24 protein-coding genes and 1 tRNA gene are annotated in these 23561 nt (G+C 69.3%); 5 read left to right on the top strand and 20 right to left on the bottom strand.

Going from position 1 to position 23561, the window contains the following annotated elements:
* Nucleotides 1-10: 10 nt before the first annotated feature.
* The 5 genes from HF024_RS09300 to HF024_RS09280 form a co-directional block, all read right to left on the bottom strand.
* Nucleotides 11-1057 (bottom strand): carbohydrate ABC transporter permease, encoded by a 1047-nt coding sequence (locus HF024_RS09300; RefSeq protein ID WP_247597387.1) that lies wholly within the window; start codon nucleotides 1055-1057, stop codon nucleotides 11-13.
* A complete protein-coding gene (locus HF024_RS09295; protein ID WP_247597386.1) occupies nucleotides 1054-1995 on the bottom strand; it encodes a sugar ABC transporter permease in 942 nt (313 codons plus the stop codon). The genes HF024_RS09300 and HF024_RS09295 overlap by 4 nt, the downstream gene beginning before the upstream one ends.
* Nucleotides 1996-2080: 85 nt before the next feature.
* Nucleotides 2081-3460: an extracellular solute-binding protein gene (locus tag HF024_RS09290; protein WP_168689367.1), complete on the bottom strand. Its 1380-nt coding sequence runs from the start codon at nucleotides 3458-3460 to the stop codon at nucleotides 2081-2083.
* Entirely contained in the window at nucleotides 3457-5106 is a 1650-nt protein-coding gene (locus HF024_RS09285) for a glycoside hydrolase family 13 protein (protein ID WP_247597424.1), read from the bottom strand. The genes HF024_RS09290 and HF024_RS09285 overlap by 4 nt, the downstream gene beginning before the upstream one ends.
* A 388-nt stretch (nucleotides 5107-5494) precedes the next feature.
* Nucleotides 5495-6505 carry a LacI family DNA-binding transcriptional regulator gene (locus tag HF024_RS09280; RefSeq protein WP_168689366.1) on the bottom strand — a complete coding sequence of 337 codons (1011 nt, stop codon included), beginning with the start codon at nucleotides 6503-6505 and terminating at the stop codon, nucleotides 5495-5497.
* A 76-nt stretch (nucleotides 6506-6581) separates the two neighbouring features.
* On the opposite strand from HF024_RS09280, the gene HF024_RS09275 reads away from it, so the two are divergent.
* On the top strand, nucleotides 6582-7430 hold the full coding sequence (locus HF024_RS09275) for a UbiA family prenyltransferase (protein ID WP_168689365.1): 849 nt from the start codon (nucleotides 6582-6584) through the stop codon (nucleotides 7428-7430).
* On the opposite strand, the gene HF024_RS09270 is transcribed toward HF024_RS09275, so the two are convergent.
* On the bottom strand, nucleotides 7412-8797 hold the full coding sequence (locus HF024_RS09270; protein ID WP_143465622.1) for an MFS transporter: 1386 nt from the start codon (nucleotides 8795-8797) through the stop codon (nucleotides 7412-7414). The two genes, HF024_RS09275 and HF024_RS09270, sit on opposite strands and share 19 nt — an antisense overlap.
* A 91-nt stretch (nucleotides 8798-8888) precedes the next feature.
* Between HF024_RS09270 and HF024_RS09265 the strand changes: the two genes are divergently transcribed.
* On the top strand, nucleotides 8889-9557 hold the full coding sequence (locus HF024_RS09265; RefSeq protein ID WP_168689364.1) for a hypothetical protein: 669 nt from the start codon (nucleotides 8889-8891) through the stop codon (nucleotides 9555-9557).
* Nucleotides 9554-9760, top strand: coding sequence for a DUF6186 family protein (locus HF024_RS09260; protein ID WP_168689363.1), 207 nt, complete (start codon nucleotides 9554-9556; stop codon nucleotides 9758-9760). Before HF024_RS09265 ends, HF024_RS09260 begins: the two co-directional genes overlap by 4 nt.
* Before the next feature lie 11 nt (nucleotides 9761-9771).
* Here the strand turns inward: HF024_RS09260 and HF024_RS09255 are convergent, their stop codons facing one another.
* On the bottom strand, nucleotides 9772-11076 hold the full coding sequence (locus HF024_RS09255) for an LCP family protein (RefSeq protein ID WP_168689362.1): 1305 nt from the start codon (nucleotides 11074-11076) through the stop codon (nucleotides 9772-9774).
* A 111-nt stretch (nucleotides 11077-11187) separates the two neighbouring features.
* The gene (locus tag HF024_RS09250; RefSeq protein ID WP_168689361.1) at nucleotides 11188-11934 is read right to left on the bottom strand and encodes a DUF3592 domain-containing protein; all 747 of its coding nucleotides are present in this window, start codon (nucleotides 11932-11934) and stop codon (nucleotides 11188-11190) included.
* 155 nt (nucleotides 11935-12089) lie between these two features.
* Here HF024_RS09250 and HF024_RS09245 point away from each other — a divergent pair, with 155 nt between their 5' ends.
* A complete protein-coding gene (locus HF024_RS09245) occupies nucleotides 12090-13196 on the top strand; it encodes a GNAT family N-acetyltransferase (RefSeq protein ID WP_168689360.1) in 1107 nt (368 codons plus the stop codon).
* A gap of 58 nt (nucleotides 13197-13254) precedes the next feature.
* On the opposite strand, the gene HF024_RS09240 is transcribed toward HF024_RS09245, so the two are convergent.
* From HF024_RS09240 to rplU, 12 genes are all read right to left on the bottom strand, one after another.
* Nucleotides 13255-15183: a glucoamylase family protein gene (locus HF024_RS09240; protein ID WP_168689359.1), complete on the bottom strand. Its 1929-nt coding sequence runs from the start codon at nucleotides 15181-15183 to the stop codon at nucleotides 13255-13257.
* 175 nt (nucleotides 15184-15358) lie between these two features.
* A tRNA-Ala gene (locus HF024_RS09235) sits at nucleotides 15359-15434 on the bottom strand.
* A gap of 94 nt (nucleotides 15435-15528) precedes the next feature.
* Nucleotides 15529-15822, bottom strand: coding sequence for a zf-TFIIB domain-containing protein (locus HF024_RS09230; RefSeq protein WP_168689358.1), 294 nt, complete (start codon nucleotides 15820-15822; stop codon nucleotides 15529-15531).
* A 70-nt stretch (nucleotides 15823-15892) separates the two neighbouring features.
* The gene (rsfS, locus tag HF024_RS09225; RefSeq protein WP_085368451.1) at nucleotides 15893-16270 is read right to left on the bottom strand and encodes a ribosome silencing factor; all 378 of its coding nucleotides are present in this window, start codon (nucleotides 16268-16270) and stop codon (nucleotides 15893-15895) included.
* Nucleotides 16271-16322: 52 nt separating this feature from the next.
* Nucleotides 16323-17717, bottom strand: a complete 1395-nt coding sequence (locus HF024_RS09220) for a hypothetical protein (RefSeq protein WP_168689357.1) — start codon at nucleotides 17715-17717, stop codon at nucleotides 16323-16325.
* Nucleotides 17714-18316 carry a nicotinate-nucleotide adenylyltransferase gene (gene nadD, locus HF024_RS09215; RefSeq protein WP_085368453.1) on the bottom strand — a complete coding sequence of 201 codons (603 nt, stop codon included), beginning with the start codon at nucleotides 18314-18316 and terminating at the stop codon, nucleotides 17714-17716. The genes HF024_RS09220 and nadD overlap by 4 nt, the downstream gene beginning before the upstream one ends.
* Nucleotides 18317-18330: 14 nt before the next feature.
* Nucleotides 18331-18567, bottom strand: a complete 237-nt coding sequence (locus HF024_RS09210) for a hypothetical protein (RefSeq protein ID WP_085368454.1) — start codon at nucleotides 18565-18567, stop codon at nucleotides 18331-18333.
* 54 nt (nucleotides 18568-18621) lie between these two features.
* Nucleotides 18622-19890: a glutamate-5-semialdehyde dehydrogenase gene (locus HF024_RS09205; protein ID WP_168689356.1), complete on the bottom strand. Its 1269-nt coding sequence runs from the start codon at nucleotides 19888-19890 to the stop codon at nucleotides 18622-18624.
* Nucleotides 19891-19899: 9 nt separating this feature from the next.
* On the bottom strand, nucleotides 19900-20700 hold the full coding sequence (gene proB, locus HF024_RS09200) for a glutamate 5-kinase (protein ID WP_168689355.1): 801 nt from the start codon (nucleotides 20698-20700) through the stop codon (nucleotides 19900-19902).
* Nucleotides 20697-22292 (bottom strand): GTPase ObgE, encoded by a 1596-nt coding sequence (gene obgE / locus HF024_RS09195; protein WP_168689354.1) that lies wholly within the window; start codon nucleotides 22290-22292, stop codon nucleotides 20697-20699. Before obgE ends, proB begins: the two co-directional genes overlap by 4 nt.
* 95 nt (nucleotides 22293-22387) lie before the next feature.
* Complete coding sequence (gene rpmA / locus HF024_RS09190) at nucleotides 22388-22645, bottom strand: 50S ribosomal protein L27 (RefSeq protein WP_055893481.1); 258 nt, start codon at nucleotides 22643-22645, stop codon at nucleotides 22388-22390.
* Between the two features lie 32 nt (nucleotides 22646-22677).
* Nucleotides 22678-22986: a 50S ribosomal protein L21 gene (rplU, locus tag HF024_RS09185; protein ID WP_055893478.1), complete on the bottom strand. Its 309-nt coding sequence runs from the start codon at nucleotides 22984-22986 to the stop codon at nucleotides 22678-22680.
* A gap of 271 nt (nucleotides 22987-23257) precedes the next feature.
* Between rplU and HF024_RS09180 the strand changes: the two genes are divergently transcribed.
* Nucleotides 23258-23533, top strand: coding sequence for a DUF4031 domain-containing protein (locus HF024_RS09180; RefSeq protein WP_085368458.1), 276 nt, complete (start codon nucleotides 23258-23260; stop codon nucleotides 23531-23533).
* Nucleotides 23534-23561 lie beyond the last annotated feature (28 nt).

Genomic DNA, 23561 nt, shown 5'->3' with positions numbered 1-23561 from the left:
CGGCCGCCGGTCAGCCCTTCACGGCGCCGCCTAGTCCCGCCGAGCGCAGGAACAGCCCCTGGAACACCAGGAACAGCACGATCGGGATCAGCGTGGAGATCGCCAGCGCCGCGAGGTACACGTCCAGCTGGATCGCCGCCTGCAACGTCGGCAGGCGCACGGACAGCGGCTGGATGGCCGGATCGCGCAGCACGAGCAATGGCCAGAGGTAGTCTTTCCATGCCGCGATGATCGCGAACACGGACACCACACCGAGGATCGGCTTCGACATCGGCAGCACGATCGACCAGAACAACCGGAACGGTCCGGCGCCGTCCGTCCGCGCCGCCTCGAACACCTCGCGAGGCAGGTTGTCGAAGAACCGCTTGATCAGCACCACATTGAACGCGCTCGCGCCCGCCGGCAGCCACACCGCCCAGAACGTGTTGATCAGCGACTGGCCGAGCAGCGGCGGGTTCAGGATGGTGAGGTACAGCGGGACGAGCAGCACCACCGACGGCACGAACAGGGTGCCGAGGATCAGTCCGTAGAGCACCTTGCCGTACTTCGGCCGGAGCACGCTCAGCGCGTATCCGGCCGTCGTCGCCACCACGATCTGCATCACCCAGGAGCCGAGCGCCACCCAGATCGTGTTCATGAACTGCACGTCGATGTGCACCGTCGACCACGCGGTGGAGATGTTGGCCCAGTCGACGCCGTTCGGGAACAGCGCCATCGGGGTCCTGAGCGTGTCCTGCGTCGGCGTGATCGCCGACTTCGCGAGCCAGAGCAGCGGCCCGAGCCCGACGACGATCAGCAGCAGCAACAGCACTAGATGGGTGATGCGCGTCCCCCACCGGATGCCCGGCTTGCGCCAGTCGGACGGCGACAGGATGCCGCGGTCCCCCGCAGCGTCACCGCATCGCGCCTGGCCCCGTCGCCCCTGGCCGCGCCTGCCGCGGCCACCGCGCCCGCGACGCCCTCCGCCTCTCCGGCCGCCCTGCTGCAGCCCGGCGTCGTCGAGTTCGTCGGTCATGACGTTCATGACCTCCGGCGTGAAATCGGTCGAGGTGGTCAATTCTGGCTCCAAGACTTGGTGAGGCGGAAGTACACGAGCGAGAGCACGGCGAGGAACGCGGCGAGCATCAGACTGAGGGCGGTCGCCGCCCCGTAGTCGCCGCCCAGCGAGTTCTGGAACGCGTAGCGGTAGATGAGCAGCAGTACGGTCACGGTCGAGTTGACCGGGCCGCCGCCGGTGAACAGGTACGGCTCCAGGAACACCTGCGCCGTGCCGATGATCTGCAGGATGAGGGTGATCAGCAGGATGCTCCTCAGCTGCGGCATCGTTACGTGCCAGATCTTCTGCCAGATGTTCGCGCCGTCCACTTCGGCGGCGTCGTAGAGTTCCGGCGCGACGCCGGTGATCGCCGCCAGGTAGATGATGATGGTGCCGCCGGCGGCCGCCCAGGTCGCCTCGACCACCAGCGACGGCATCGCCTGGGTCGCATCCTGGATCCAGGGCTGCGGCGGGATGCCCACCCAGCCGAGGATCGTGTTGAACACGCCGGTCGGGCTCGCGTCGTAGAAGAACTTCCACAGCAGCACGGCCACCACCGGCGGCACGACCACTGGCAGATACGCCAGGGCGCTGTAGAGCCCTTTCGCGCGCTTGACCTCGCTCATCAGCACGGCGGCAATCAGCGGGATCGGGTAGCCCAGGAGGAGCGCGAGAAACGCGAACCAGGCCGTGTTGCCGATCGCGGTCCAGAACAGCGGGTCGTTGACGACCTGCACGAAGTTGTCCCAGCCGACGAAGGTGGGGGCGGAGACCAGATTGGTGTGCTGGAAGCTCATCACCACGCTGCGCACGATCGGCCACCAGGAGAAGACGCCGAAGATGACGATCATCGGCAGCAGGAAGAGGAGGTTGCTGAGGCCTCCTCCGCGCAGCCAGGTGATCGGGGTGCGCCGCGCCACGCGGCGCGCTGTCGGTCGCTGGCGGTCGATCGCTGTCATTGGGTCGGTGCTTTCTGTCGGTGTCGGTCGGCGGGCTGCACGGTCGGCGGGACGCGTGCTGCGTCCCGCCGACCGGCCTGGTGCACTACTTGTCGGCGTCGACCAGTTTCTGGATGTCGGAGTCGACCTTGGTCAGCAGCTGATCGATGTTCGCGTTCTTGTCGGTCAGCACGGCCTGGACGACCGCATCCAGTGCTCCGTAGAGCTCCTGGGTGTGCTTGTTCGGCTCCGGCACGAGGTTCGCGTCGAAGATCTTGTCGGTGAACGGCGCGACGTTCTCCAGCGGGATGTTCACCTCCGGCTTGATCCACGACATCGTCTGGTCGTACGTGGCCTTGTCGAACACCGGCAGCGTCGGGACGCCGACCGGCTGGTTCGACTTCGCGAGCACCTTCGCGTCCGCGACGGCCTGGTCCTCGTTGAGCAGCTTCTGCATGTAGTAGAAGTCGATCCACTTCACGGCAGCCGTCTTCTGCGCCTCGTTCGACTTGGGGCTGACCGCCGCGACGTTGCCGCCGACCAGCACACCGGCATCCTTGTTGCTCGCGTCGATCGGCAGCATGGTGAGCCCGTAGTTCTTCGGGTCGACGTTGTTCTGCTGCACCAGCGCGGTGAGCACGTCGGAGCCGGACGGGTACATGGCGATCTGCCCGGCACCGAACGCCTGGTTGATGCCGCTCCAGTCGAGCAGGAAGTTGCTGCCGACCGAGTTGTCCTCCCAGCGCAGGTCGTGCAGGAACTGCAGAGCGTCCTTGGTGACCGGGTTGTTGGTGGTGACCTTCGTCTTCCCGCCGTCGGTGGTCTCCATCCGGCCGCCGCGCGCGTACGTCGTGGTGGTCAGCTCCCAGCCGCCGGTGTTGCCCTGCGTCATCTGCATGTATCCGGCGACTCCAGGCACCTTCTCGGAGATGGTCTTCGCGTCCTTGCGGACCTCGTCCCACGTCGTCGGGGGCTTGTCCGGGTCGAGCCCGGCCTTCTGGAAGATCTCCCTGTTGTACGAGAGGCCCATCGCGTACGGACCGTACGGGATGCCGTAGATCTTGTCGCCGCTCTTCGCCACGGCGAGCACGTTCTCGTTGAACTTGCCCGCGTAAGAGAGAGCCGAGACTTCTTTGGTGATGTCGGCGAGCTGGCCGGCCTGCAGCAGGGACTGCGAGTCGGTGAACGGCACGTTGAAGACGTCGGGGAGGGTGCCGCCGGCGAGCTGGGTCGAGAACGTCGGCCCGGTCCACTGGTACTCCTCCGACTTGACCACGATGTTCGGGTTCGCCTTCTCGAACTCCTTCACGCGGTCGTCGAACGCCTTGAACGCGGCCTTGTCGCTGCCGGGGATGAGACTGGCAACGGTGATGTGCACCTTGCCGTCGCTCGAATCGCCGCTGCCGGAGCCTGAGCATCCTGCGAGCAGGCCGACCCCGGCGATCGTGATCGCTGCGACTGCTGCGATCGTTCGTGGTGACCTCATTGTCGGTTCCTTTCGGTGGTGTGGTGTGATGCGGTGTGGTGCGGGGATGGAAGCTGCGTGCGCAGCCAGGCTGTGGAGTCCGGGGGCAGCAGACCGTCGACGAGCGGGTCGCTGCTGAGCAGGATGGCGGTGTGTTCCGGCAGAGCCACCGCGTCGGTGGAGAGGTTGGTGACGCTGACGAACTGGTCGCCGCGGGAGAACGCCAGGGTGCCGGGAGGGCCGTCGATCCAGCGCAGGGGTCCGTCGCCGAGCCCGGGCTCCGACCGCCGCAGCCGCAGGGCGTTGCGGTACAGCCACAGCATCGAGCTGGCGTCGGACTGCTGGGCCTCGACGGTCAGGCCCGCCCACGCCTCCGGCTGCGGCAGCCACGGTTCGGCGGACGCCTCACGCGGACTGAATCCGAACGGTGGATGCACGCCCCGCCACGGCAGAGGAACGCGGCAGCCGTCGCGGCCGGGATCCACCCCGCCGGAGCGGAAGTGCATCGGGTCTTCGAGCCGGTCCGCCGGCAGGTCCTCGACCTCCGGGAGGCCGAGCTCGTCGCCCTGGTAGAGGTACAGCGAGCCGGGCAGGGCGGCGGTCAGCAGGGCGGCGGCACGGGCACGGCGACGGCCGAGCGCCAGATCCGTTGGCGTGCCGACGCGCTTCTTCGCGAACGCAAACGACGAGTCCGCGCGGCCGTAGCGGGTGACCGGCCGCGTCACGTCGTGGTTCGACAGCACCCAGGTGCTCGGCGCATCCACGGGGGCGTGGGCGGCGCGCGTCTGGTCGATGGATGCGCGGAGTTCGCGCGCATCCCAGGGCCTCGCCAGGAAGTCGAAGTTGAACGCTGTGTGCAGCTCGTCCGGCCGCAGGTACATCGCGAACCGGTCGATCTCGGGCAGCCAGATCTCGCCGACCAGCACGCGGGTGCCCGGGTAGGAATCCGCGATGGCCCGCCAGCCGCGGTAGATGTCGTGCAGTTCGTCCCTGTCCTGGTTGGGGTGCTCCCCCGGCCCCGGATGCTCGGGCACCTCCGGCAGGCTCTCGTCCTTCACGAGCAGCGCGGCCGAGTCGATGCGGACACCGGCGACGCCCCTGTCGAACCAGAACCGCAGGATCGCCTCGTGCTCGGCACGCACATCCGGATGGTTCCAGTTGAGGTCGGGCTGCTGCGGCGTGAACAGGTGCAGGTACCACTCGCCCGGCGTGCCGTCTGGGTTCGTGGTGCGGGTCCAGGTCTCGCCGGAGAAGTTGGACACCCAGCCGGTGGGGAGCTCGTCGCCGTTCTCGCCGCGGCCAGGGCGGAACCAGAAGCGTTCGCGCTCCGGAGAGCCTGGACCGGCGGCCAGCGCGGCCTGGAACCACGGGTGCTGGTCGGAGATGTGGTTGGGGACGACGTCGACGATCGTGCGGATGCCGAGGGCGAGCGCCTCCTGGATCAGCGTCTCCGCCTCCGCCAGGTCGCCGAACGCCGGGTTGATGGTGCGGTAGTCGGCCACGTCGTAGCCGCCGTCGGCGAGCGGCGACTCGTACCAGGGCGTGAACCAGATCGCGTCGACCCCGAGGTCGCGCAGGTAGCCGAGGTGCTTCCTGACACCGGCGAGGTCGCCGATGCCGTCTCCGTTGCCGTCGGCGAAGCTGCGGAGATAGATCTGGTAGATCACCGCGCTGCGCCACCAGAGCGGGTCGGCCGTGGACGGCGAGAGCGCTGGCGCGGCGGGGCCTGCGGCCTGCTCGGCGGCGTCGGCGGTCTCTACGGCGTCAGCAGCGGCGGCGTCTGCAGCATCAGCGGTGGGGGCGGTGGGCTGCGCGCTCAGCACGGGGAGGTCCACGGATGTGCCCTTCGGTCGGGCGACCTCCCGCGGTGCGGTGCGCGCCGACCATCCGTGGCGCGTCCGCGCCGCTCAGGTCGGCGGTTCGGTCGTCGCGATGACGTGTCCGAACTGCCGGCTCCGTCGTCGTGGAGCCGAATGTAGCGTTAATGACAGTTCGCTGCAAGAACGCGACACTGAGTAATTTGTTTGCGCACATTTGCACTGAATTGCATAACAATTACGCGTGCTGAGCCGGTCCCGTCGACCCTCGGACAACCAGTTCCGGTTCGAAGAACAGCTCGTCCGAGATGGCGGAGTCGCTGGAGATCTGCCGCAGCAGCAGCTCGATCACGGTGCGCCCCATCGGCTCGATCGGCTGCCGGACCGTGGTCAGCGGCGGCTCCGTGCAGTTCATCAGCGCCGAGTCGTCGTAGCCGACGATCGACACGTCTGCCGGCACGGAGAGTCCGGCGCGCCGCACGGCCCTGATCGCGCCGAGCGCCATCGGGTCGCTGGCGCAGACGATCGCCGTCACCCCGGCCTTGAGCAGCCGCGCCGCCCCGGCCTGACCGGCCTCCAGCGAGTAGAGCGAGTGCACGATCAGATCATCGTCGAGCTCGGCTCCCCAGCCCGCCACGATCCGCCGGGCGGCGGCGAGCTTCCGCTGTGACGGCACGTGATCGCGCGGCCCGAGCAGTAGCCCGATGCGCTCGTGCCCGAGCGAGCGGAGATGCCCGAGCGCCTGCGCCGTCGCGACTGTGTCGTCGCAGGACACAGTGGCGAACGGGAGGTCGTCGACCGGCGCGTTGACCAGCACCGTCGGAAGGTTGAGGTCGGTGAGCCTGGCGTAGTGCTCGTGCGACGCATCCTGCTGCGCGTACGCCCCGCCGACGAAGACCACGCCGGACACCTGCTGCTGCAGCAGCAGCTCCACGTAGTCCGCCTCGGAGATGCCTCCGGCCGTCTGGGTGCAGAGCACCGGCGTGTATCCGTTCTGCGCGAGAGCGCCGCCGATCACCTCCGCGAAGGCGGGGAAGATCGGGTTCTGCAGCTCGGGGAGCACGAGCCCCACCAGCCGGGCACGCTCTCCGCGCAGCTTGGTCGGGCGTTCGTACCCCAGCACATCCAGTGCCGTGAGAACCGCCTGTCTCGTCGCCTCGGACACCCCTGGTTTCTCGTTCAGGACGCGGCTGACCGTCGCTTCACTGACCCCGACCTTGCGAGCGACCTCGGCGAGACGTTTCGACATGCGCTCAGCATACGCAATTCCTTGCAAGACAGCGCAAGTCTTTTGCAAGCCCTCCGGACGGCCTAGCATGGCGGCCATGACGAATGCGACGGCGGCGAACAAGGTCACGGCGCTGCTGCTCGCCAGCCACCGGGGTCCGACCGTGGTGGTCACCGCCGTCGCGACCGTGCTTGGCGCGAGTCTGGGCTATCCGCCCGGCCGCCTGGCGGTGCTGGCGCTCGCGATCCTGCTCGGCCAGTTGTCCATCGGCTGGTCGAACGACTGGCTCGACGCAGCACGGGATGCGCAGGTCGAGCGGGCGGACAAGCCGGCCGCCCGCGGCGCGATCGGCGTCGGCACCGTGCGCACGGCGGCCTTCGTAGCCCTGGTCGCTGCCGTCCTGGTCACCCTCGTGCTCGGCCCGTTCGCCGCCGTCGCACACGTGGTCGCCATCGCGGGCGGCTGGGCGTACAACCTCGGCCTCAAGGCCACGGCCGTGTCGTTTCTGCCGTTCGCGGTGAGCTTCGGCATCCTGCCCGCGATCGTCACCCTCGGACTCGAGCCGCCGCGACTCGCGGCCGCCTGGGTGGTCGCCGCCGGCGCACTGCTCGGTGTCGCCGCGCACGTCACCAATGTCCTGCCGGACCTCGCCGACGACGACCGCACGGGCATCCGGGGCCTGCCGCACCGGATGGGGGCCGTGCCGAGCGGGCTGCTCGCCTTCGCCTGCCTCGCCGCGGCCAGCGTGCTGATCGCGTTCGGGCCCGGCTGGCCTCCGCGCATCCCGTTGCTGATCGGGCTGGCCATCGGCGTGGTCATCGCGGTGACCGGGGTCGTCCTGCTGCTGCGCCGCTCGCCGACGCGGCTGCTCATGCAGCTCATCATGGGCTGCGCCGTGGTCGACGTGGTGATGCTCGCCTTCGCCGGTCAGTCGACCGCGGTCTGAACCTTCTCCGCGGCCGGCTCGTGGTTGCGGATGCCGACGGCCGAGACGATGCCGCCGACCAGCATCAGCCCGGCGGCGACGATCATCGCCCTGTCGAGGCCCGCCCGGTCGAGCGTGCCTCCCACGATGAGGCCGATCATGGCCACCGTCACCAGGCCGGCGATGCGCGAGACGGCGTTGTTCACCGCGGAGCCGATGCCCGCCTGGGCCGGATGGATGGCGCCGAGGATCGCGCTGGTGAGCGGGGCGACCGTGATCGAGAGGCCGACGCCGAAGAGCAGGACGGCGGGCAGGAGGTTGGTCCAGAAGTTGACGTCCTCCCCCATCATCAGCAGCCAGAGGAACCCGCAGCCGGCGATCACCGGCCCGATGGCCATGAACAGCCGCGGACCGTACTTGCCCGCGAGACCGCCGAACACCCCGGACAGCAGCAGCATGCACAGCGTCGACGGGATGAACACGAACCCGGCCTCCGTCGCCCCGAACCCGGCGACCTGCTGCAGATAGAGCGTGACGGTCAGCGGCGCGAAGGCGAGCGCACCGTAGACCAGCGCCGTCGCGATGTTGCCGACCCAGAAGTTGTGCACCCGGAACAGCCCGAGCGGCAGCATCGGCTGCTTGGCCCTGGTCTGCCAGAAGAAGAACGCCGCGAGCGACAGGATGCCGACGATGAGCGGGAGGAAGACGCGCGGGCTTCCCCAGCCGTACACGCCCTGCTCGATCAGCGCGAACACGGTTCCCGCCAGGCCGAGGGAGCCGAGCACGGCGCCCAGGATGTCGACGCGGCCGCCCGTCCCGTGGTCCTGCTTCAGCCCGATCATCATGGCAAGCGTGATGCCGATGGGGATGACGTTGATCACGAACACCCAGCGCCAGGAGAGCGTGTCGACGAACACGCCGCCGAGCACGGGGCCCGCGATCATGGCAACGCCCGTCCAGGCCGTCCAGCGGCCGATCGCCTTCGCCTGCGCCGCGCCGGAGAACGTCGAGATGATGAGCGCGAGGGAGCTCGGGACGAGGAGCGCGCCGGAGACACCCTGCAGGGCTCGCGCGATCACCAGGAACACGCCTGACGGCGCGAACGCGCAGAGCAGTGATGTCACGCCGAAACCGATCAGGCCCGCGTACAGCACGCGCTTGCGGCCGAACACGTCCGACAGCGACCCGGCGATCAGGATGAGCGACCCGAGCGTCACGAGGTAGCCGTCGACCACCCACTGCTGCAGCGGCAGCCCGCCGCCCAGCTCCTTGTCGATGGCGGGCAGCGCCACGTTGATCACCGCACCGTCGAGGAAGGCGACGAAACTGGCGAGGATCGCGATGACGAGCACCCGGAGTTGCGACGAAGACATACGCTCGGTGGTCATGTTCTCAGTAAACGGGGAGCGAGCCGTAATGGCAACCGCAGACACCTCCCAGCGTGCCGCGGGTGCGCGCAGGGCGTAGCCTGACCCTGAAATGTCCGACGAGCCGCGCCCTGTCTCCGCGCGCTCCGGGCCAGCAGCGACCCGGATCGCGGTCATCACCCGTGCCTCCTGGCTGCTCGTGCTGGTGCTCACGGCCGTCTTCCACTTCCTCAGGGGCGCGCCGGTGGATGCGTGGATCTTCCTCGGCGGCGCCGTGCTCATCGCACTCGACGCGCTGGGCTGGCTGCACATCCCGGTGCGCGCGCTGCCCGACGGGCAGACGCTGTCCCGGCGGGTGATCGCGTTCAGCCTGATCGGCGTCGCCGCGCTCACCTTCGCGTTCGCCCCGCTCTACGGCGGCGCGGACACCGCACTCGTGGTGGGCCTCGGGGTGCTGCTGCTCCCGGTGGTGTGGGCGGACCGGCCCCGCGCATCCGGAGCAGTGGATACGGGCGGCAGGCCACAGAGCCAGGACGCGGCACCGGAGGCGCGCGCCGCGATCCGCCGCGCCGCCATCGCCTGGTCGGCGGTGATCGTCGCCGGCTGCGCGTGGGAGATCGCCGCGTTCTTCCTCGGCCGCTCCTCCCCCGCGGCCGAGAATGCGTTCCCAGCACTGTCCGACCTGGTCGACCCGGCCGTCGCCTGGCCGCCCGCCCGCGCTGCGCTCGTCGTGCTCTGGCTCGCCGGCGGTTACGCCCTGCTCAGGAGAGGACGGCGATGAGAGAGGTCACCATCGCGGGCTTCCTGCTGTGCGGCGCCGTCATGGCGCTGCTCGTGCTGCGGTCGCACCGCGACCCGCTGCGGCTGGCGCCGTTCTCCGCCCTACTGGATGTGGTGCTCGCCGACCGCGCGGCCCGGTTCACCATCCTGCTGTTCTGGTGGTGGCTCGGCTGGCACTTCCTGGCGTCTCCGCCGTCGCCGTGAGGGCGGCCCGCCTAGTTGTTCCCCTTCGTACACGTCGCCTGGGCCGCCGTCTGCCCGGTGATGCTGCTCGGCAGCTCGACGGGACCGGAGGTCGCGGGCGCGCCGGGGGTGGCTGGCGCCGACGCATCCGGTGCGGTCGGGTCGGGCGTCGTCGGGGTGGTCGGCTCGGGCGTGCCCGGCGCCGTCGGGTCTTCCGCCGCACGGCCGATGCTGCCGGTGAGTTTCACCGGCTGGTCGTTGACGAGGGCCGTGTTGATGGCGGAGGCGGCGTTGTCGTCGACGATCACCCTATTCACGTCGTCCGGATCGGTGATCGCCGGGTACTGCAGGAACACCATGTTGTCGAGCCCGGTGTCTTTGAGGGCGAGCGCGATCTCGACGAGCGTCGTCGGGTTGGTGAGCGTGTCGGACGGGGTGATGTTGTCGACCGCCGCCTTCGCCAGCCCGTACAGCTGCACCGGATTGCTGAGGACGCCGCCGGAGACGACCTTTCTGGCCAGGGCGGAGAGGAAGACCTGCTGGTTGCTGATCCGGCCGAGGTCGCTGCCGTCTCCCACCCCGTGCCTGCTGCGGAGGAACGAGAGCGCCATGTCGCCGACCAGGGTGTTCTCGCCGGCGGGAAGGTCGAGTGGCGGGGTGGTGTAGTCGTCGGTGACCGGGGTGGCGAGACAGACGCTCACTCCGCCGATGGCGTTCGACATCGCACTCACGCCGTTGAAGTTGATCACGGCGCCGAACGGGATGTCGATGCCGGTCAGCTGCTCAACGGTCAGCACCACGCAGCCCAGCCCGCCGCGCGACAGCGCCGTGTTGAACATCGCGCTGCTGGAACCGTCGATGGTGCCGCCGCCGTTGGGGGCCGGGCAGTCCGGGATCTCCACCATCAGGTCGCGGGGGAAGCTCACCACCATGGCGCTCTTATGGTCCTGGGCGATGTGCAGCAGCATCGTCACATCGTTGTTGCCTTCCCCGGTGCTCGCGTCCTGCTCCTCCGCCGAGTCGTAGACGCCGCCCAGGTTGCTGCGGCTGTCCGTGCCGGTGAGGAGCAGATTCACGCCGCCCTGGATCGCCCCGACGTTCGGGATCGCCTGCTTGGTGTGCCCGGGCAGTGCCGGAAGCGCCACGCCCGTCTTCACCGAGCGGGCGACATCCCAGACGGCGAACGCCGCCACAGAGCCGATGCTCACCACGACCACGGCGACCGCGGCGGCGAGGACGCGCATGACCGTGCCGACGGCGCGGCGGCGGGGCAGACGGCCGTGCCGGACGGCGGTAGGCCCCTGTGCGCGCTGGTGCCGGCGCGGGAGGTCGGTCATCGAAGGTCCTTCGGAGGGTCGGGCGAAAGAAGGGATGACGGAATCCTAGCTACAAGTCCTCGCGATGACCTTGGAGGCTCACTGGGTGTTCTGAAAGCCCCCTCACGCCGCTCAGCCCTGCGCGCCGGCCCTGCGCGTCCGCGCACGCAGCGGCGAGCGGTGCGCCAGCTCGACCACGATCGCCCTGTCGTTCCCCGGATTGGCGGGATCGAACCACAGCCGGGTCTGCTGCCCGTCCTGGATGGGGTCCGCCGCCGTGATCAGCATCGGCCGCTGCACCCAGCGCTGCGTGCCCTGCAGGTCGGTGAAGCCGAACGTGACCGTGGTGAAGATCCGGTCGCTCTCGCGGAACATCGTGTATCCCTTGTCTGTGACGACCGCCGTCACCTGCGTGCCCGTCCGCATCGCCGCCTCGTCCGCGTTCTCGCGCCGCGCACGCGCACCGGCCGCCGCGATCCCGAGCACCAGGCAGACGACCGCGAGGGCGATGAGCCCGTAGCCGATGGTCGTGACGAACGCCGGGCCGCTCTCCGCAGACACCACGATCACGCCCGCCCCTGCGCCGAGCAGCACGGCGGCGTTCCCGTACATGATGCCGAGGTCGCCCCGCTTCATCACGAGCGCCGCCCACGCGATCGACGCCCCGATGGCGAGCATCATCCCGAGCGGGATGGCGATCAGGATGAGCACGGGCGGCTCCTCCGGCTGGGTCGCCATCATCGTCCCGAAGCCGCCCCAGCCGTACCCGGCGGACAGCCCTCCGACCAGCAGCAGGATCAGCGTGACGACCACACGCACGTTCGACGGCCGTCGCTCGGCTCGCTCGCGTCGGGCGATGGTCGGGTCGACGGTGCTCATGCCCTCATTCAATCGGCATCGGGATGAGCAGCACAAGAACCCCTTGTCCCGCGCCCGAGCGGCGTGCGACACTATCCATCGTGATCCGTTAGCAGCGATTTCCTACTCCCCACGACCGTGGGTGAGTCGACCGATCCTGCAAACAAAGGTTTCTCATGTCACGTTACGATCACACCCGTCCCGCCCCGGCCTTCACCATCTCCGCCGTCACAGTGCCGGACACCATCGACGCACCGGACGCCGCCGACTTCATCGGCCTGGCCGCCGTGCGCAGCGCGGTCATCGCCGAGCTGCGCGGCGACACCTCGCCGCTGCCCGCCCCCGAGATCGCCGCCGCCGAGCTCCTCCCGAACTGGAAGGACGAGTCCATCGGCAGCAGGGGCTTCGTCGCCCACGTGGACGGCAGGGTGGTGGGGCGCGGCACTCTCGTGCTCCCCGCCGGTGCGTCCGAGTGCTGGGCGGCGGTGGCGGTGCTCCCCGGCTACCGCGGCGACGGCATCGGCGCGGCCATCTACGCCCGGCTCGAACAGCTGGCCGTGGATGCCGGCCGCCGCACCATCCAGAACCAGACGGACTACGCGGCCGGGATCGGCGGCGACAGCCTTCCTGCGCCCACCGGGTTCGGCTCCATGCCGCTGGACCTCGCCTCCACCCGGTTCCTGCTCCGGTTCGGCTTCACGCTGGAACAGATCGGGCGGCTGAGCAGCCTTGCCCTCCCGATGGAGGCAGACGTCATGGCCTCCTGCCTGCGGGAGGCGCTGGCCGCTTCGGCCGGGTATCGCACGGTCACCTGGCAGGGCCGAACGCCCGACGCCTGGGTCGACGCGCTCGCCCTCATGCGCACCAGGATGAGCACCGACACCCCGAACGCCGGGATCGAACAGTCCGAAGACGTCTGGACCGCCGAGCGCGTCCGCTCCGTCGACGACCACTGGGAGGCGAGCCCGCGCACCATCATCACTACCATCGTGGTGGATGCGGAGACGGGAGAGCCCGCCGGGTACACCGAACTCGACGTGCCCGCCGAACCGGACCGCCCGGTGGAGCAGATGGACACCCTCGTGCTCGCCGGCCACCGCGGCCGCCGCCTCGGGATGCTGCTGAAGCTCACCAACCTGCGCGAGCTCGGCGACCGCTTTCCGGCCAGCAGGTCGGTCGAGACGATGAACGCGGAAGACAACCGCCACATGCTCGATGTGAACGAGGCCGTCGGCTTCCGCCCGCTGGCGTACTCGGCCCGCTGGAAGAAGACGATCGGCTGACGGCCGGTGGATGCGCGGGGCGGGGTGGGCGCGCCGGCCCCGCCCCGTGCATCCGGTGTCACGCGTCTCGGCGGCGTCCGCTCGCTCGGGCGAGGAGACCGGCGGCGCCCGCGCCGACGGTGATCAGGGCGAGTGCTGCCCACCACGCCGCGCTGTCGCCCGCGCGCGATCCTGTCGCTGCGAGCGCCGTCGTGGGTGCGGCGGTGGTCGCGTCGGCGAGGTCGGACGTTGACGGTCCGGGGTCGTCCACTGGCTGCGTCCCCGTCCCCGTCCCCGGCTGCCCGGGCTCGCCCGCTCCGCCTCCGCCGCCCGCTCCCCCGTCGCCGGGCACGGTCACCGCGTCGTCCGACGCCCACGCCGCGGAGAACGTCTGTGCCGCCATCAGCGGCTGCAGCACGTCCCGCACCTGGTCGTCGGCGAAGTGGCGCCGCATCGCGCCGTGGTCGACCGCGTTGCCGACGGCCGCGAGGACCATCGACTGGTCGAGCGACAGGTAGCGCTTCGCGATCGTCCCGCTCTTCACTGCGACCGCGTCGTAGAACCCGCCGGGCCCGTACGCGTGCAGGTCGTGCTCGATGCCGCGCAGGTTGGCGACCGCGGCGGCCGGGTCGTAGCCGAGTGCGAGGAACGAAGCGTGCGGCGTCACGACGCCGTCGCCGAAGGACGGGTCCGGATTGTGGCCGCGGTCGGCGTCCGGGCAGTCGCGGTACGGCTGGTCGACGTCGGTGTTCTCCTGGTCGGAGAGGTAGCCGTCCGCCTTCATCCCGGCGAGGTCGACGCCGTACTCGCGGTAGCCGCCCGCCGGGTTGCTGGACGGCGAGAACCCCCAGTATCCGTAGCCGGCGTCCTCTCCGTGCTTCTCCTGCACCGCGACGGTGATCGGGTGGTTGAGCCCCCACGAGGTCGGCCCCCACTGCTCCTCCGGCACCAGCAGCGACGGCATCAGCGCCTCGAACATGCTCCCGCCCCAGCTCGGCACGAACGACATCCCGTCGTACGAGTACGCCCCTTCGTACACGGTCAGCCCGTCGTACACCCGGTTCTGCCCGGTGGGCCGCTGCTCCTGCCACGACCAGTCGCAGCCGTCCGGCATGGTGCGGAACGTGCCATACATCCCGGATGCGGGGATCTGCCCGTTCACGATGCCCAGGTAGGTGGCGATGCGGCTCTCACTGACGGTGGTGTCGTAGTGGTGGCAGGCGTAGACGAGCGTGACGGGCGCGCCGTTGTAGGCGGGGGCCTCGCATCCTGTCTCCCCCACGGGCGGCGTCTCCCAGAAGCCGCCGCGGTTGGCGCCGGCGGGGAGCACAGGCTGCTTGCCCTGCTTGTCGTAGAAGACGCCGAAGTCCATCGAGTCGTAGAGGGCGCGCGCCCGGGCGCTGAGGGCCGGATCGCTGTCCGCCTCGGCGTTGGCGACCATCCGGAGCCCGGCGGCCAGCCAGCCGTTGTCGACCGTGCTGAGGAACGGGTTGACCACGGTGCCGTTCTCCGGCCAGGTCGTCAGCTTCGACCCGTCCGCCGGCGAGTACCAGTTGTAGAACATGCCGCTCGCGGCGTTCCGCTCGAGCGTCTCGAGGGTGCCGATGGTGGTCGCCACCCTGTCGTGCGCCTCCGCCCCGCCGATGATGCCGAGGTCGCGCACCGCGAGCGTCGACCACAGGTAGCCGCCGATGTTCGTCGGCGACGTGAAACCGGATGCGGTGGCCGGGCTGAGGTCGCCGCCGATGTTGTCGGCGGGGAGGCCGGTGGTGGGGTCGGTCATGGCGGCCATCGACCGCCAGGTGTCCGCCGCCCACCGGGTGAGCTCCGCGGTGTACGGGGTGGCGTCGGTGGAGGCGGGGCCGGTGGTGTCGACGGTGCTGGCGGTGGGTGGGGCGGCGCTCGCGGGCGCGGCGATCGCCCCACCGACGAGGGCGGAGGTGACCAGCGCGACACCCGCGCCGATCGCTCTGGAGAGGGTGGGAGGGGGCATCGTCGTCCGCTTCATTGCTGGCTTCCTTCGGTGTGGAGCATCCCGAGGTGATCGTGCTGGGATATCGATTCCGGACAGTGTATGCGCATACATCCCGAAATGGCAACCACTTCGGCCCGACGACCGAAGGTCAAGGCGGACGCGAAAAAGGGTCAGCCCCCGCGATTTCTCGCGGGGGCTGACCCTTCGGTGGTGGATCTGAGGGGACTCGAACCCCTGACCCCCTGCATGCCATGCAGGTGCGCTACCAGCTGCGCCACAGACCCAGACGCTGTTCCCGATCTCTCCGAAACAACTCGTTTAGCCTACTACATGATCCAGGTCTGGAAGAAACCAGCGCGACGCTCGGGCGTGCCGCGGTCAGTCGAAGAGTTCGCTGAGCCAGTTCTCGCGCTTCTTCTTGTACGGGTACTGCTGCTGCGCGTGGCCGGGCTGCTGGTACCCCTGCTGCGCGGGCTGCCCGTACTGCTGCTGCTGGCCATACGGCTGCGCTCCGCCACCCGCTCCACCTCCCGCCACCGGCTGCGCACGGTCGATGATCTTGTCCAGCTCTCCGCGGTCGAGCCACACTCCGCGGCATTCGGGGCAGTAGTCGATTTCGATTCCACTGCGCTCGCTCATCACGAGGGTGGCGTTGTCTGTCGGGCATCTCATGCCGTCAGTCAATCAGCGCAGCATGAGAGAACTCTCACACACTGCGCAAAGAACGCCGAACCGGGATGCGCTACTCGGCGCCCTCGTGCACGGGCAGTTCGAGCGGGATGACCGGGCAGTCTTTCCAAAGGCGTTCGAGCGCATAGTACATGCGGTCTTCCTCGTGGAAGACGTGCACGACCAGGTCGCCGAAGTCGAGGAGGACCCAGCGGCCCTCCGCCTTGCCTTCGCGGCGCAGGGTTTTGACGCCCGCCTCGTTCAGCTGGTCTTCGATCTCGCCCGCGATGGCGATGACGTTGCGCTCGACACGGCCGCTGACCAGCAGGAACGCGTCGGTGAGGGGCAGCGGGCCGGAGACGTCGAGCGCCACCAGGTCTTCCCCGGACTTGGAGTCTGCTGCCTTCGCTGCGAGCTGCAGGATCTGCTTGGCGTGCTCTGTCGCGGTCACGGTCGGGCCTCCGTCGTGGGGGCGGCCGGGTGGAACAGGGTGGAAAGGATGATCAGAACACCTTCAAGACGTAAGCGGAGATGAGGAGGCCGATGACACCGACGGCGAGCACGCCGGCGGTGACGATCAGCACGACGGGCAGTTTGCCGCCGCGCTTCTTCGGCGGGGCGATGACGCCGCGGGTCGACGTGTGCGAGCTGATGGCCCTGGATGCACGGATCGGCGCGACTTCGGATGTGTTGAACTCGTTCTCGTCGCCGTCGAGCAGGCGGTCGAGGTCGGAGGAATCGATCCTGTCCGGGTGGGCGCCCGTTGCGCCGAGCCCGCGGGGCAGGTCGATCGAGCCGGTGACGAGGATCTCGCCGGTCGCGGTGAGCGGACCGGTCGCGTCTGCGGTGGGCAGCACGGGCAGGATGAGCGCGTTCGTGGTGGTCGCCGAGCCGGACTGGCCGACGTTGCGCGAGATGATCTGGTCGAACGGCTGGTTCTTGTCATCCAGCTCGGCCGCCGTCGACCAGTGACCGGTCGGCGGGGTGAAGGGCTGGCGTTCCAGCGTGCTGTCGGCCTCGTCGGAGCGTGCGTCCGCATCGGAGCCGGACGACTTCTCGGCAGGCGCCGACGTCGGTGCGAGCAACGACGAGTCGGCAGTGGATGCGCTGACCGAAGCGGCCGGAGCAGCGGTGCCCTCCGGCGAGGAGGCGGGAGCGGACGACGCGGCGCTTGCTGCGCTGTCGGACGACGCCCCGAGCGGGGCGAACGGCCACGCGGTCGGCGACGACGACGCGACCTCCGGCTCGGCGGCCGGACGCGCGGGTGCCGGGTCGGCGGGCGGGGTGAACGTGACAGGGATGACCGCATCCGGCTGCCCGGCCTGCTGGTTGGCCTCCTGGGCCTGGAGCATCGCACGCAACTCGCGACGCGTCAGAGCACGCTCGGGGGTGGCTTGCGTGGCGGGCGGGGTGCCCTGCGACGCTGGCGTTGCGGGTGCGGGTGCTGAAGCCTCGGGCTTGACGACGGGGACGGGAACCGTCACCGGCTCCGGCTGGGACACGTCACTCGCCTGCTTGAACATGGTCGACGACTCCGGTGCATCCTGAGTGGTGGACGCAGCGGGCGCAGCGGGCGCGGCCGGAAGATCGAAGGCGTTGCCGAACGTCGGCAGGTTCGGGCGCGACGGCGGCGTGACGCCCGGCTCCTCGAAGGCAGAGGCGGGGATCGCGGGCCGCTCGGCGGCCTCGTCCGTGCCTGCATCGCCCTGGGCGTCGCGGTCGGCCTGGTCGGACGAGAACGTGTACGGCGTCGTCAAGGTCGGGATCTCGCCGCCAGGCGTCGGCTGAGCCGTGCCAGCACGGCGGGACGCCTGGCCGGCAGCCTGCTGTTCCGCCGAACGCTCGTTCTCGCGCGCCTGTCGCCGTGTCTGTGGCGGCGGGTCTTGCCACAAAGTCATGCCACACTCCGATACAGATGGTGTTTGGAGATGTACTGAACAACCCCGTCCGGCACCAAGTACCAGACCGGGAATCCCCTGCTCACCCGGGTCCGGCAGTCGGTTGACGAGATCGCCAAGGCCGGAACTTCCAACAAGCTTACGTCCTGGGTCGGCAATCCAGAAATACTCAAGTCATGTCCCGGACGACTCACAGCCACGAAGTGCGCGAGGTCCCAGAGCTCCTGCACATCCCGCCAGCTGAGGATCTGCGCAATGGCGTCCGCCCCCGTGATGAAGAAGAGTTCGGCGTCCGGCCGTGACTCGTGCAGGTCGCGCAGGGTGTCGATCGTGTACGTCGGACCCTCGCGGTCGATGTCGACGCGGCTGACCGTGAAGCGCGGGTTGGAGGCCGTCGCGATCACCGTCATCAGGTAGCGGTGCTCCCCCGGCGTCACTTCGCCCTTCTGCCACGGCTGGCCGGTCGGGACGAAGATGACCTCATCCAGATCGAACGACTGGGCGACCTCGCTGGCCGCGACCAGGTGCCCGTGGTGGATGGGGTCGAACGTGCCGCCCATCACACCGATGCGCGTGCGACGCTTCTCCGTCAGCTGCATTCGTCAGGCAGTGGTCAGTGACCCTGGGTGGGGTGGCCGTCGCCGTGGTGCGTGGCGCCAGGCGCTCCTGCGTGGGAGGCGGCACCGGGGCCCGCCTTGTGGCTGTGGCGGTTCGCCACGTCGCGGTACGACCAGATGACGAAACCGAGGACGGTGAAGATCACGATCGCGATCGCGCCGTACGCCCATGTCGGCATGGGGAGTTCAACGTGCGTTTCGGCCTCGGCCAGCAGCAGCGACAGGTGGGTCATCGAGTTTCTTCCTTTCCGGTGGCGCGAACGCCTGCGAACCAGTCTAGTGGCGCGTCACGCCCTGAACTGCCCTGACCCGCGGACGATCCACTTGGTGCTGGTCAGCTCCGGCAGGCCCATCGGCCCGCGCGCGTGCAGTTTCTGGGTGGAGATGCCGACCTCCGCCCCAAAGCCGAACTCGCCTCCGTCGGTGAACCGGGTGGAGGCGTTCACCATCACCACCGCGGAGTCCACCTCCGCCAGGAAGCGCTCCGCGTTGGCGAGATCGTTCGTGATGATCGCCTCGGTGTGCTGGGTCGAGTACGTGCGGATGTGCTCGATCGCCTCGCCCAGGTCGTCGACGACCTTCACCGAGATGTCGAGGCTCATGTGCTCCGTCGCCCAGTCCTCCTCGGTGACGGGAACGGCGGACTCCGCGTAGCCGATGGAGCGCTCGTCCGCGTGGATGGTGACCCCGGATGCGGTGAGTGCGCCGAGCACGGGAGGCAGCAGCCGGTCGGCGGCGGAGCGGAGCACGAGCAACGTCTCGACGGCGTTGCAGACGCTCGGCCGCTGCACCTTGGCGTTCCGCACGATGTCGACAGCCCAGTCCTCGCGGGCGGACTCGTCCAGCACGATGTGCACGACGCCCGCGCCGGTCTCGATCACGGGGACCGTCGACTCGGTGACGACCGTGCGGATCAGGTCGGCGCTCCCCCGCGGGATGAGCACATCCACGTAGCCGCGCGCCTTCATCAGCTGGGTGGCGCCGTCGCGACCGAACTCGTCGATGGTCTGCACGGCGTCGGACGGCAGCCCGACGGAGGCGAACGCATCCTGGATCACCGCGACGAGCACGCGGTTGGTGTTGATCGCCGCGCTTCCGCCGCGCAGCACGGCGGCGTTGCCGCTCTTCAGCGCGAGGGCCGCGATGTCGACCGTGACGTTCGGGCGCGCCTCGTAGATCGCGCCGACCACACCGAATGGCACGCGCACCTGCGTGATCGACACGCCGTTCGGCAGCGTGCTCCCCCGCACGGCCTCGCCGACGGGGTCGGTCAGGCCGACGACCTCCAGCACCGCGTCCGCCAGCGCGCCGAGACGCGTCTCGGTCAGCGTGAGCCGGTCGAGCAGACCGGTCGACAGCCCGTTCTCACGGCCGTTGGCCAGGTCGAGCTCGTTCGCCTCCAGGATGCGCGGAGCCTGCGACCGCAGACCGGCCGCGACCGCGCGGAGAGCGGCGTTCTTGGCGTCGGTGTTCGCCGTGGCGAGCACGCGCGACGCCCGCTTGGCAGCTGCGAGCTTCTCGACGAGCGAGAGCGATTCGGTGATGGTGTCGACCATGACTCAAGTTTAGGGCGCTGCGACCGCATCCCGCGCTGGGGCGAACCAGGTGCCGACCGCCTCGCCGCCGAGGGCCTGCGAGACGTTCGACGTGGCGGTCAGGATGACGGCGGTGCCGTTCTCCGCGGCCTGGCGCGCAGCGGACACCTTCGTCAGAGCACCGCCCGTGCCGACGCCGGACAGCCCGGTCGACCCGATCTCGACGCCCTCCAGGGCGTCGTCGTACTCGACGACGTCGATCCGCTCCGCGCCCGGCTCCTGCGGCGGCTTGGTGTAGAGCGCATCCACGTCGGACAGCAGCACGAGCAGGTCGGCCTCGACCAGCAGGGCGACGAGCGCGGCCAGCCGGTCGTTGTCGCCGAACCGGATCTCGTGCGTCGCCACGGTGTCGTTCTCGTTGACGATGGGCAGGATGCGCAGGTCGAGCAGCCGCTCCATCGCCCGCTTGGCGTTGATGCGGTGCGTCGGGGTCTCCATGTCACCGGCGGTCAGCAGCACCTGGCCGGCGACGATGTCATACCGGTCGAGGCTGTCCTGATAGCGGTAGATGAGCACGTTCTGCCCGACGGCGGCGGCGGCCTGCTGCGTCGCCAGGTCGGTCGGGCGCTCCTGCAGCGCCAGAAAGGGGATGCCCGTCGCGATCGCACCGGACGACACCAGGATCACCTGGGTGCCGCGCCCGTGCGCTTCGGCGAGAGCATCGACCAACGGACCGATCTGCCCGGCGTTCTCCCCGCTGATGGAGGACGAACCCACCTTGACGACGACGCGTCGCGCGGTCGGGACCTGGCTGCGGTCGTCGATGGTCATTCCGAATCGGTCTCCCTGTTCTGGCCGCCCTGGCTGTTCTGCCCCTGCTCGCCCTCTGCGGGGGCGAGGTCTGCGACATCGTCCGCGTAGTCGTCGTCCTGCCAGAGGCCGGCCTCGCGCTCGCGCAGCAGCTCGGCTCGGGCCTCCGCCTTCGCATCCATTCTGTCGAAGTAGTCCTCGCGACGCTGGTTGCGGGTGGGGCGGGCGTTGCCGTCGAGGCGCACATCCGTTCCGCGGGGCGACGTGATGAGCTCGGCCGTGGAGGTGAGGGTCGGCTCCCAGTCGAAGACCACGCCGTTGTCCCTGCCGATGACCACGGTGGACCCGGAGACGGCTCCCGCCTTGAACAGCCGGTCCTCGACGCCGAGCTTCGCCAGCCGGTCGGCCAGGAAGCCGACGGCCTCGTCGTTCGAGAAGTCGGTCTGCGCGACCCAGCGCTCCGGCTTGGCGCCCAGGATGCGGTAGACGGGGCCGTCCGAGCCGCCCTCGACCTTGACGACGAACCCTCCGTCGTCCACGGCCTGCGGGCGGATGACGATGCGCGGGCGCTCGGCTTCGGCGGCCGCCTGATCCGCGCGTGCCTGCTCGACCACCTCGGCCAGGGCGAAGGACAGCTGACGCAGGCCCTCGTGGCTCACGGTCGAGATCTCGAACACGCGGTAGCCGCGCGCTTCCAGGTCGGGCCGGACGAACTCGGCCAGCTCGCGGCCCTCCGGCACGTCGATCTTGTTCAGGGCGATGAGCTGCGGGCGCTCCAGCAGCGGGGTCTGGCCCTCCGGCACGGGATACGCGCCGAGCTCGCCGAGGATCACGTCGAGGTCGCTCAGCGGGTCGCGGCCGGGCTCCAGCGTCGCGCAGTCGAGGACGTGCAGCAGGGCGCTGCAGCGCTCGACGTGGCGGAGGAACTCGAGCCCGAGGCCCTTGCCCTCGCTCGCGCCCTCGATCAGCCCTGGCACGTCGGCGACGGTGAAACGGGTGTCTCCCGCCTGCACGACACCGAGGTTGGGGTGCAGCGTGGTGAACGGGTAGTCGGCGATCTTCGGCTTCGCGGACGACAGCGCCGCGATCAGGCTCGACTTGCCCGCCGACGGGTAGCCGACGAGCGCGATGTCGGCGACGGTCTTGAGTTCGAGGAGGACGTCGCCCTCCCAACCCGGCGTGCCGAGCAGCGCGAAGCCGGGGGCCTTGCGCTTGGGGTTCGACAGGGCGGCGTTGCCGAGCCCGCCGATGCCGCCGGGAGCGACGACGTAGCGCATCCCCGGCTCGTTCATGTCGATCAGTTCGACGCCGGACGGGTCTTTGACCACGGTGCCGACGGGGACGGGGAGTTCGAGCTCTTCGCCGAGGTGGCCGCTGCGGTGGTCTCCCATGCCGAAGCCGCCGTTCTGCGAGGAGCGGTGCGGCGCGCGGTGGTAGGCGAGCAGCGTGGTGACCTGGGGGTCGGCCACGAGGACGATGTCGCCGCCGTTGCCTCCGTTGCCGCCGTCCGGTCCTGCCAGCGGCTTGAACTTCTCCCGTCGGACGGAGACGCACCCGTTGCCGCCGTTGCCGGCGCGCAGGTGCAACGTCACGTGATCCACGAACGTTGCCATGGGGGTCCCTCGTTTCCTGACTGTTCAGTCTGTAAATGGAGAAAGGGCGGGCCGAAGCCCGCCCATCCTCGAATGCTGGTGCGTGGTGCGGGGCTTTACGCCTCGGCGGCCACGATGTTGACGACCTTGCGGCCGCCCTTGTTGCCGAACTCGACCGAGCCGGCTGCGAGGGCGAACAGGGTGTCGTCGCCGCCACGTCCGACGTTCACGCCGGGGTGGAAGTGGGTGCCGCGCTGGCGGACGATGATCTCGCCCGCTCCGACGACCTGGCCACCGAAGCGCTTCACGCCGAGGCGCTGTGCGTTCGAGTCACGACCGTTGCGAGTGGAGCTCGCTCCCTTTTTGTGTGCCATCTGCTTCTTCTCCTAAGCCTGAGGTCGATCGGCTACTTGATGCCGGTGATCTTGACGCGCGTGAGGTCCTGACGGTGCCCCTGGCGCTTCTTGTAGCCGGTCTTGTTCTTGAACTTCTGGATCACGATCTTCGGGCCACGGAGGTCGTTGAGGACCTCAGCGGTGACCTTGACCTTCGCCAGCGAACCGGCGTCGGAGGTGATCTTGTCGCCGTCGACAAGCAGCACAGCAGCCAGCTCGACGTTGCCGTTCTTATCAGCCTTGATCCGGTCCATCGTCACGATGGTGCCGACCTCGACCTTTTCCTGCCGGCCTCCGGCGCGCACAACTGCGTAAACCACTTTTACGTACCTTTTCTTCGGGGAACAGCTCCCCTCGGCTCGATGAGCCGCGGACCTGGTCCTGTCTGTTTACTCTTCAGGAAGTTACTGGCGAGTCCGTCTTCGTCGCAGTGCGACGGAGCGGCTCTCAGAAAACCATGATGGTCGAGCGGGATACGCCCGACACACACCAACGGTCAACTTTACCCGACGACCCTTCTATCGTCAATTCAACGAGAGGGCTCCGGGGCCGATCGACGCCATCGACGGCGTCGGTTCCTATGATCATTGTATGACGGTCCTGATCGATCCCCCGGCATGGCCCGCCCACGGCATGTTGTGGTCGCACCTGGTGAGCGATTCCAGCCTCGACGAGCTGCACGCGTTCGCGGCCGCCAACGACATCGCGCGGCGCGCGTTCGACCTCGACCACTACGACGTGCCGGACAAGCGCTACGACGAGCTGGTGGCCGCGGGAGCCACCGCCGTCGACGGCAAGGAGCTGGTCATCCGGCTGCGCGCCAGCGGACTACGAGTGAAGGCGCGGGATCGAGTGCGCAAGCACTGACCCCGCGCCTTCACGCGGTTCGGGATGC

Source organism: Leifsonia sp. PS1209 (assembly GCF_012317045.1).
Taxonomy (GTDB): domain Bacteria; phylum Actinomycetota; class Actinomycetes; order Actinomycetales; family Microbacteriaceae; genus Leifsonia.
This window is presented reverse-complemented; position numbering and strand designations above follow the sequence as displayed.

What these genes read in the sequence shown, in the direction of transcription:
- HF024_RS09260 (WP_168689363.1), top strand. Translation starts at nt 9,554, where the DNA reads ATGAGAGAGGTCACCATCGCGGGCTTCCTGCTGTGCGGCGCCGTCATG.
- HF024_RS09280 (WP_168689366.1), bottom strand. Translation starts at nt 6,505, where the DNA reads ATGTCGAAACGTCTCGCCGAGGTCGCTCGCAAGGTCGGGGTCAGTGAA.
- HF024_RS09210 (WP_085368454.1), bottom strand. Translation starts at nt 18,567, where the DNA reads ATGACCCACCTGTCGCTGCTGCTGGCCGAGGCCGAAACGCACGTTGAA.
- HF024_RS09255 (WP_168689362.1), bottom strand. Translation starts at nt 11,076, where the DNA reads ATGACCGACCTCCCGCGCCGGCACCAGCGCGCACAGGGGCCTACCGCC.
- rpmA (WP_055893481.1), bottom strand. Translation starts at nt 22,645, where the DNA reads ATGGCACACAAAAAGGGAGCGAGCTCCACTCGCAACGGTCGTGACTCG.
- HF024_RS09240 (WP_168689359.1), bottom strand. Translation starts at nt 15,183, where the DNA reads ATGAAGCGGACGACGATGCCCCCTCCCACCCTCTCCAGAGCGATCGGC.
- HF024_RS09180 (WP_085368458.1), top strand. Translation starts at nt 23,258, where the DNA reads ATGACGGTCCTGATCGATCCCCCGGCATGGCCCGCCCACGGCATGTTG.
- HF024_RS09250 (WP_168689361.1), bottom strand. Translation starts at nt 11,934, where the DNA reads ATGAGCACCGTCGACCCGACCATCGCCCGACGCGAGCGAGCCGAGCGA.
- HF024_RS09290 (WP_168689367.1), bottom strand. Translation starts at nt 3,460, where the DNA reads ATGAGGTCACCACGAACGATCGCAGCAGTCGCAGCGATCACGATCGCC.
- HF024_RS09230 (WP_168689358.1), bottom strand. Translation starts at nt 15,822, where the DNA reads ATGAGATGCCCGACAGACAACGCCACCCTCGTGATGAGCGAGCGCAGT.
- proB (WP_168689355.1), bottom strand. Translation starts at nt 20,700, where the DNA reads ATGACCATCGACGACCGCAGCCAGGTCCCGACCGCGCGACGCGTCGTC.
- obgE (WP_168689354.1), bottom strand. Translation starts at nt 22,292, where the DNA reads ATGGCAACGTTCGTGGATCACGTGACGTTGCACCTGCGCGCCGGCAAC.
- HF024_RS09245 (WP_168689360.1), top strand. Translation starts at nt 12,090, where the DNA reads ATGTCACGTTACGATCACACCCGTCCCGCCCCGGCCTTCACCATCTCC.
- nadD (WP_085368453.1), bottom strand. Translation starts at nt 18,316, where the DNA reads ATGCAGCTGACGGAGAAGCGTCGCACGCGCATCGGTGTGATGGGCGGC.
- HF024_RS09295 (WP_247597386.1), bottom strand. Translation starts at nt 1,995, where the DNA reads ATGACAGCGATCGACCGCCAGCGACCGACAGCGCGCCGCGTGGCGCGG.
- HF024_RS09205 (WP_168689356.1), bottom strand. Translation starts at nt 19,890, where the DNA reads ATGGTCGACACCATCACCGAATCGCTCTCGCTCGTCGAGAAGCTCGCA.
- HF024_RS09270 (WP_143465622.1), bottom strand. Translation starts at nt 8,797, where the DNA reads ATGACCACCGAGCGTATGTCTTCGTCGCAACTCCGGGTGCTCGTCATC.
- HF024_RS09265 (WP_168689364.1), top strand. Translation starts at nt 8,889, where the DNA reads ATGTCCGACGAGCCGCGCCCTGTCTCCGCGCGCTCCGGGCCAGCAGCG.
- HF024_RS09220 (WP_168689357.1), bottom strand. Translation starts at nt 17,717, where the DNA reads ATGACTTTGTGGCAAGACCCGCCGCCACAGACACGGCGACAGGCGCGC.
- HF024_RS09275 (WP_168689365.1), top strand. Translation starts at nt 6,582, where the DNA reads ATGACGAATGCGACGGCGGCGAACAAGGTCACGGCGCTGCTGCTCGCC.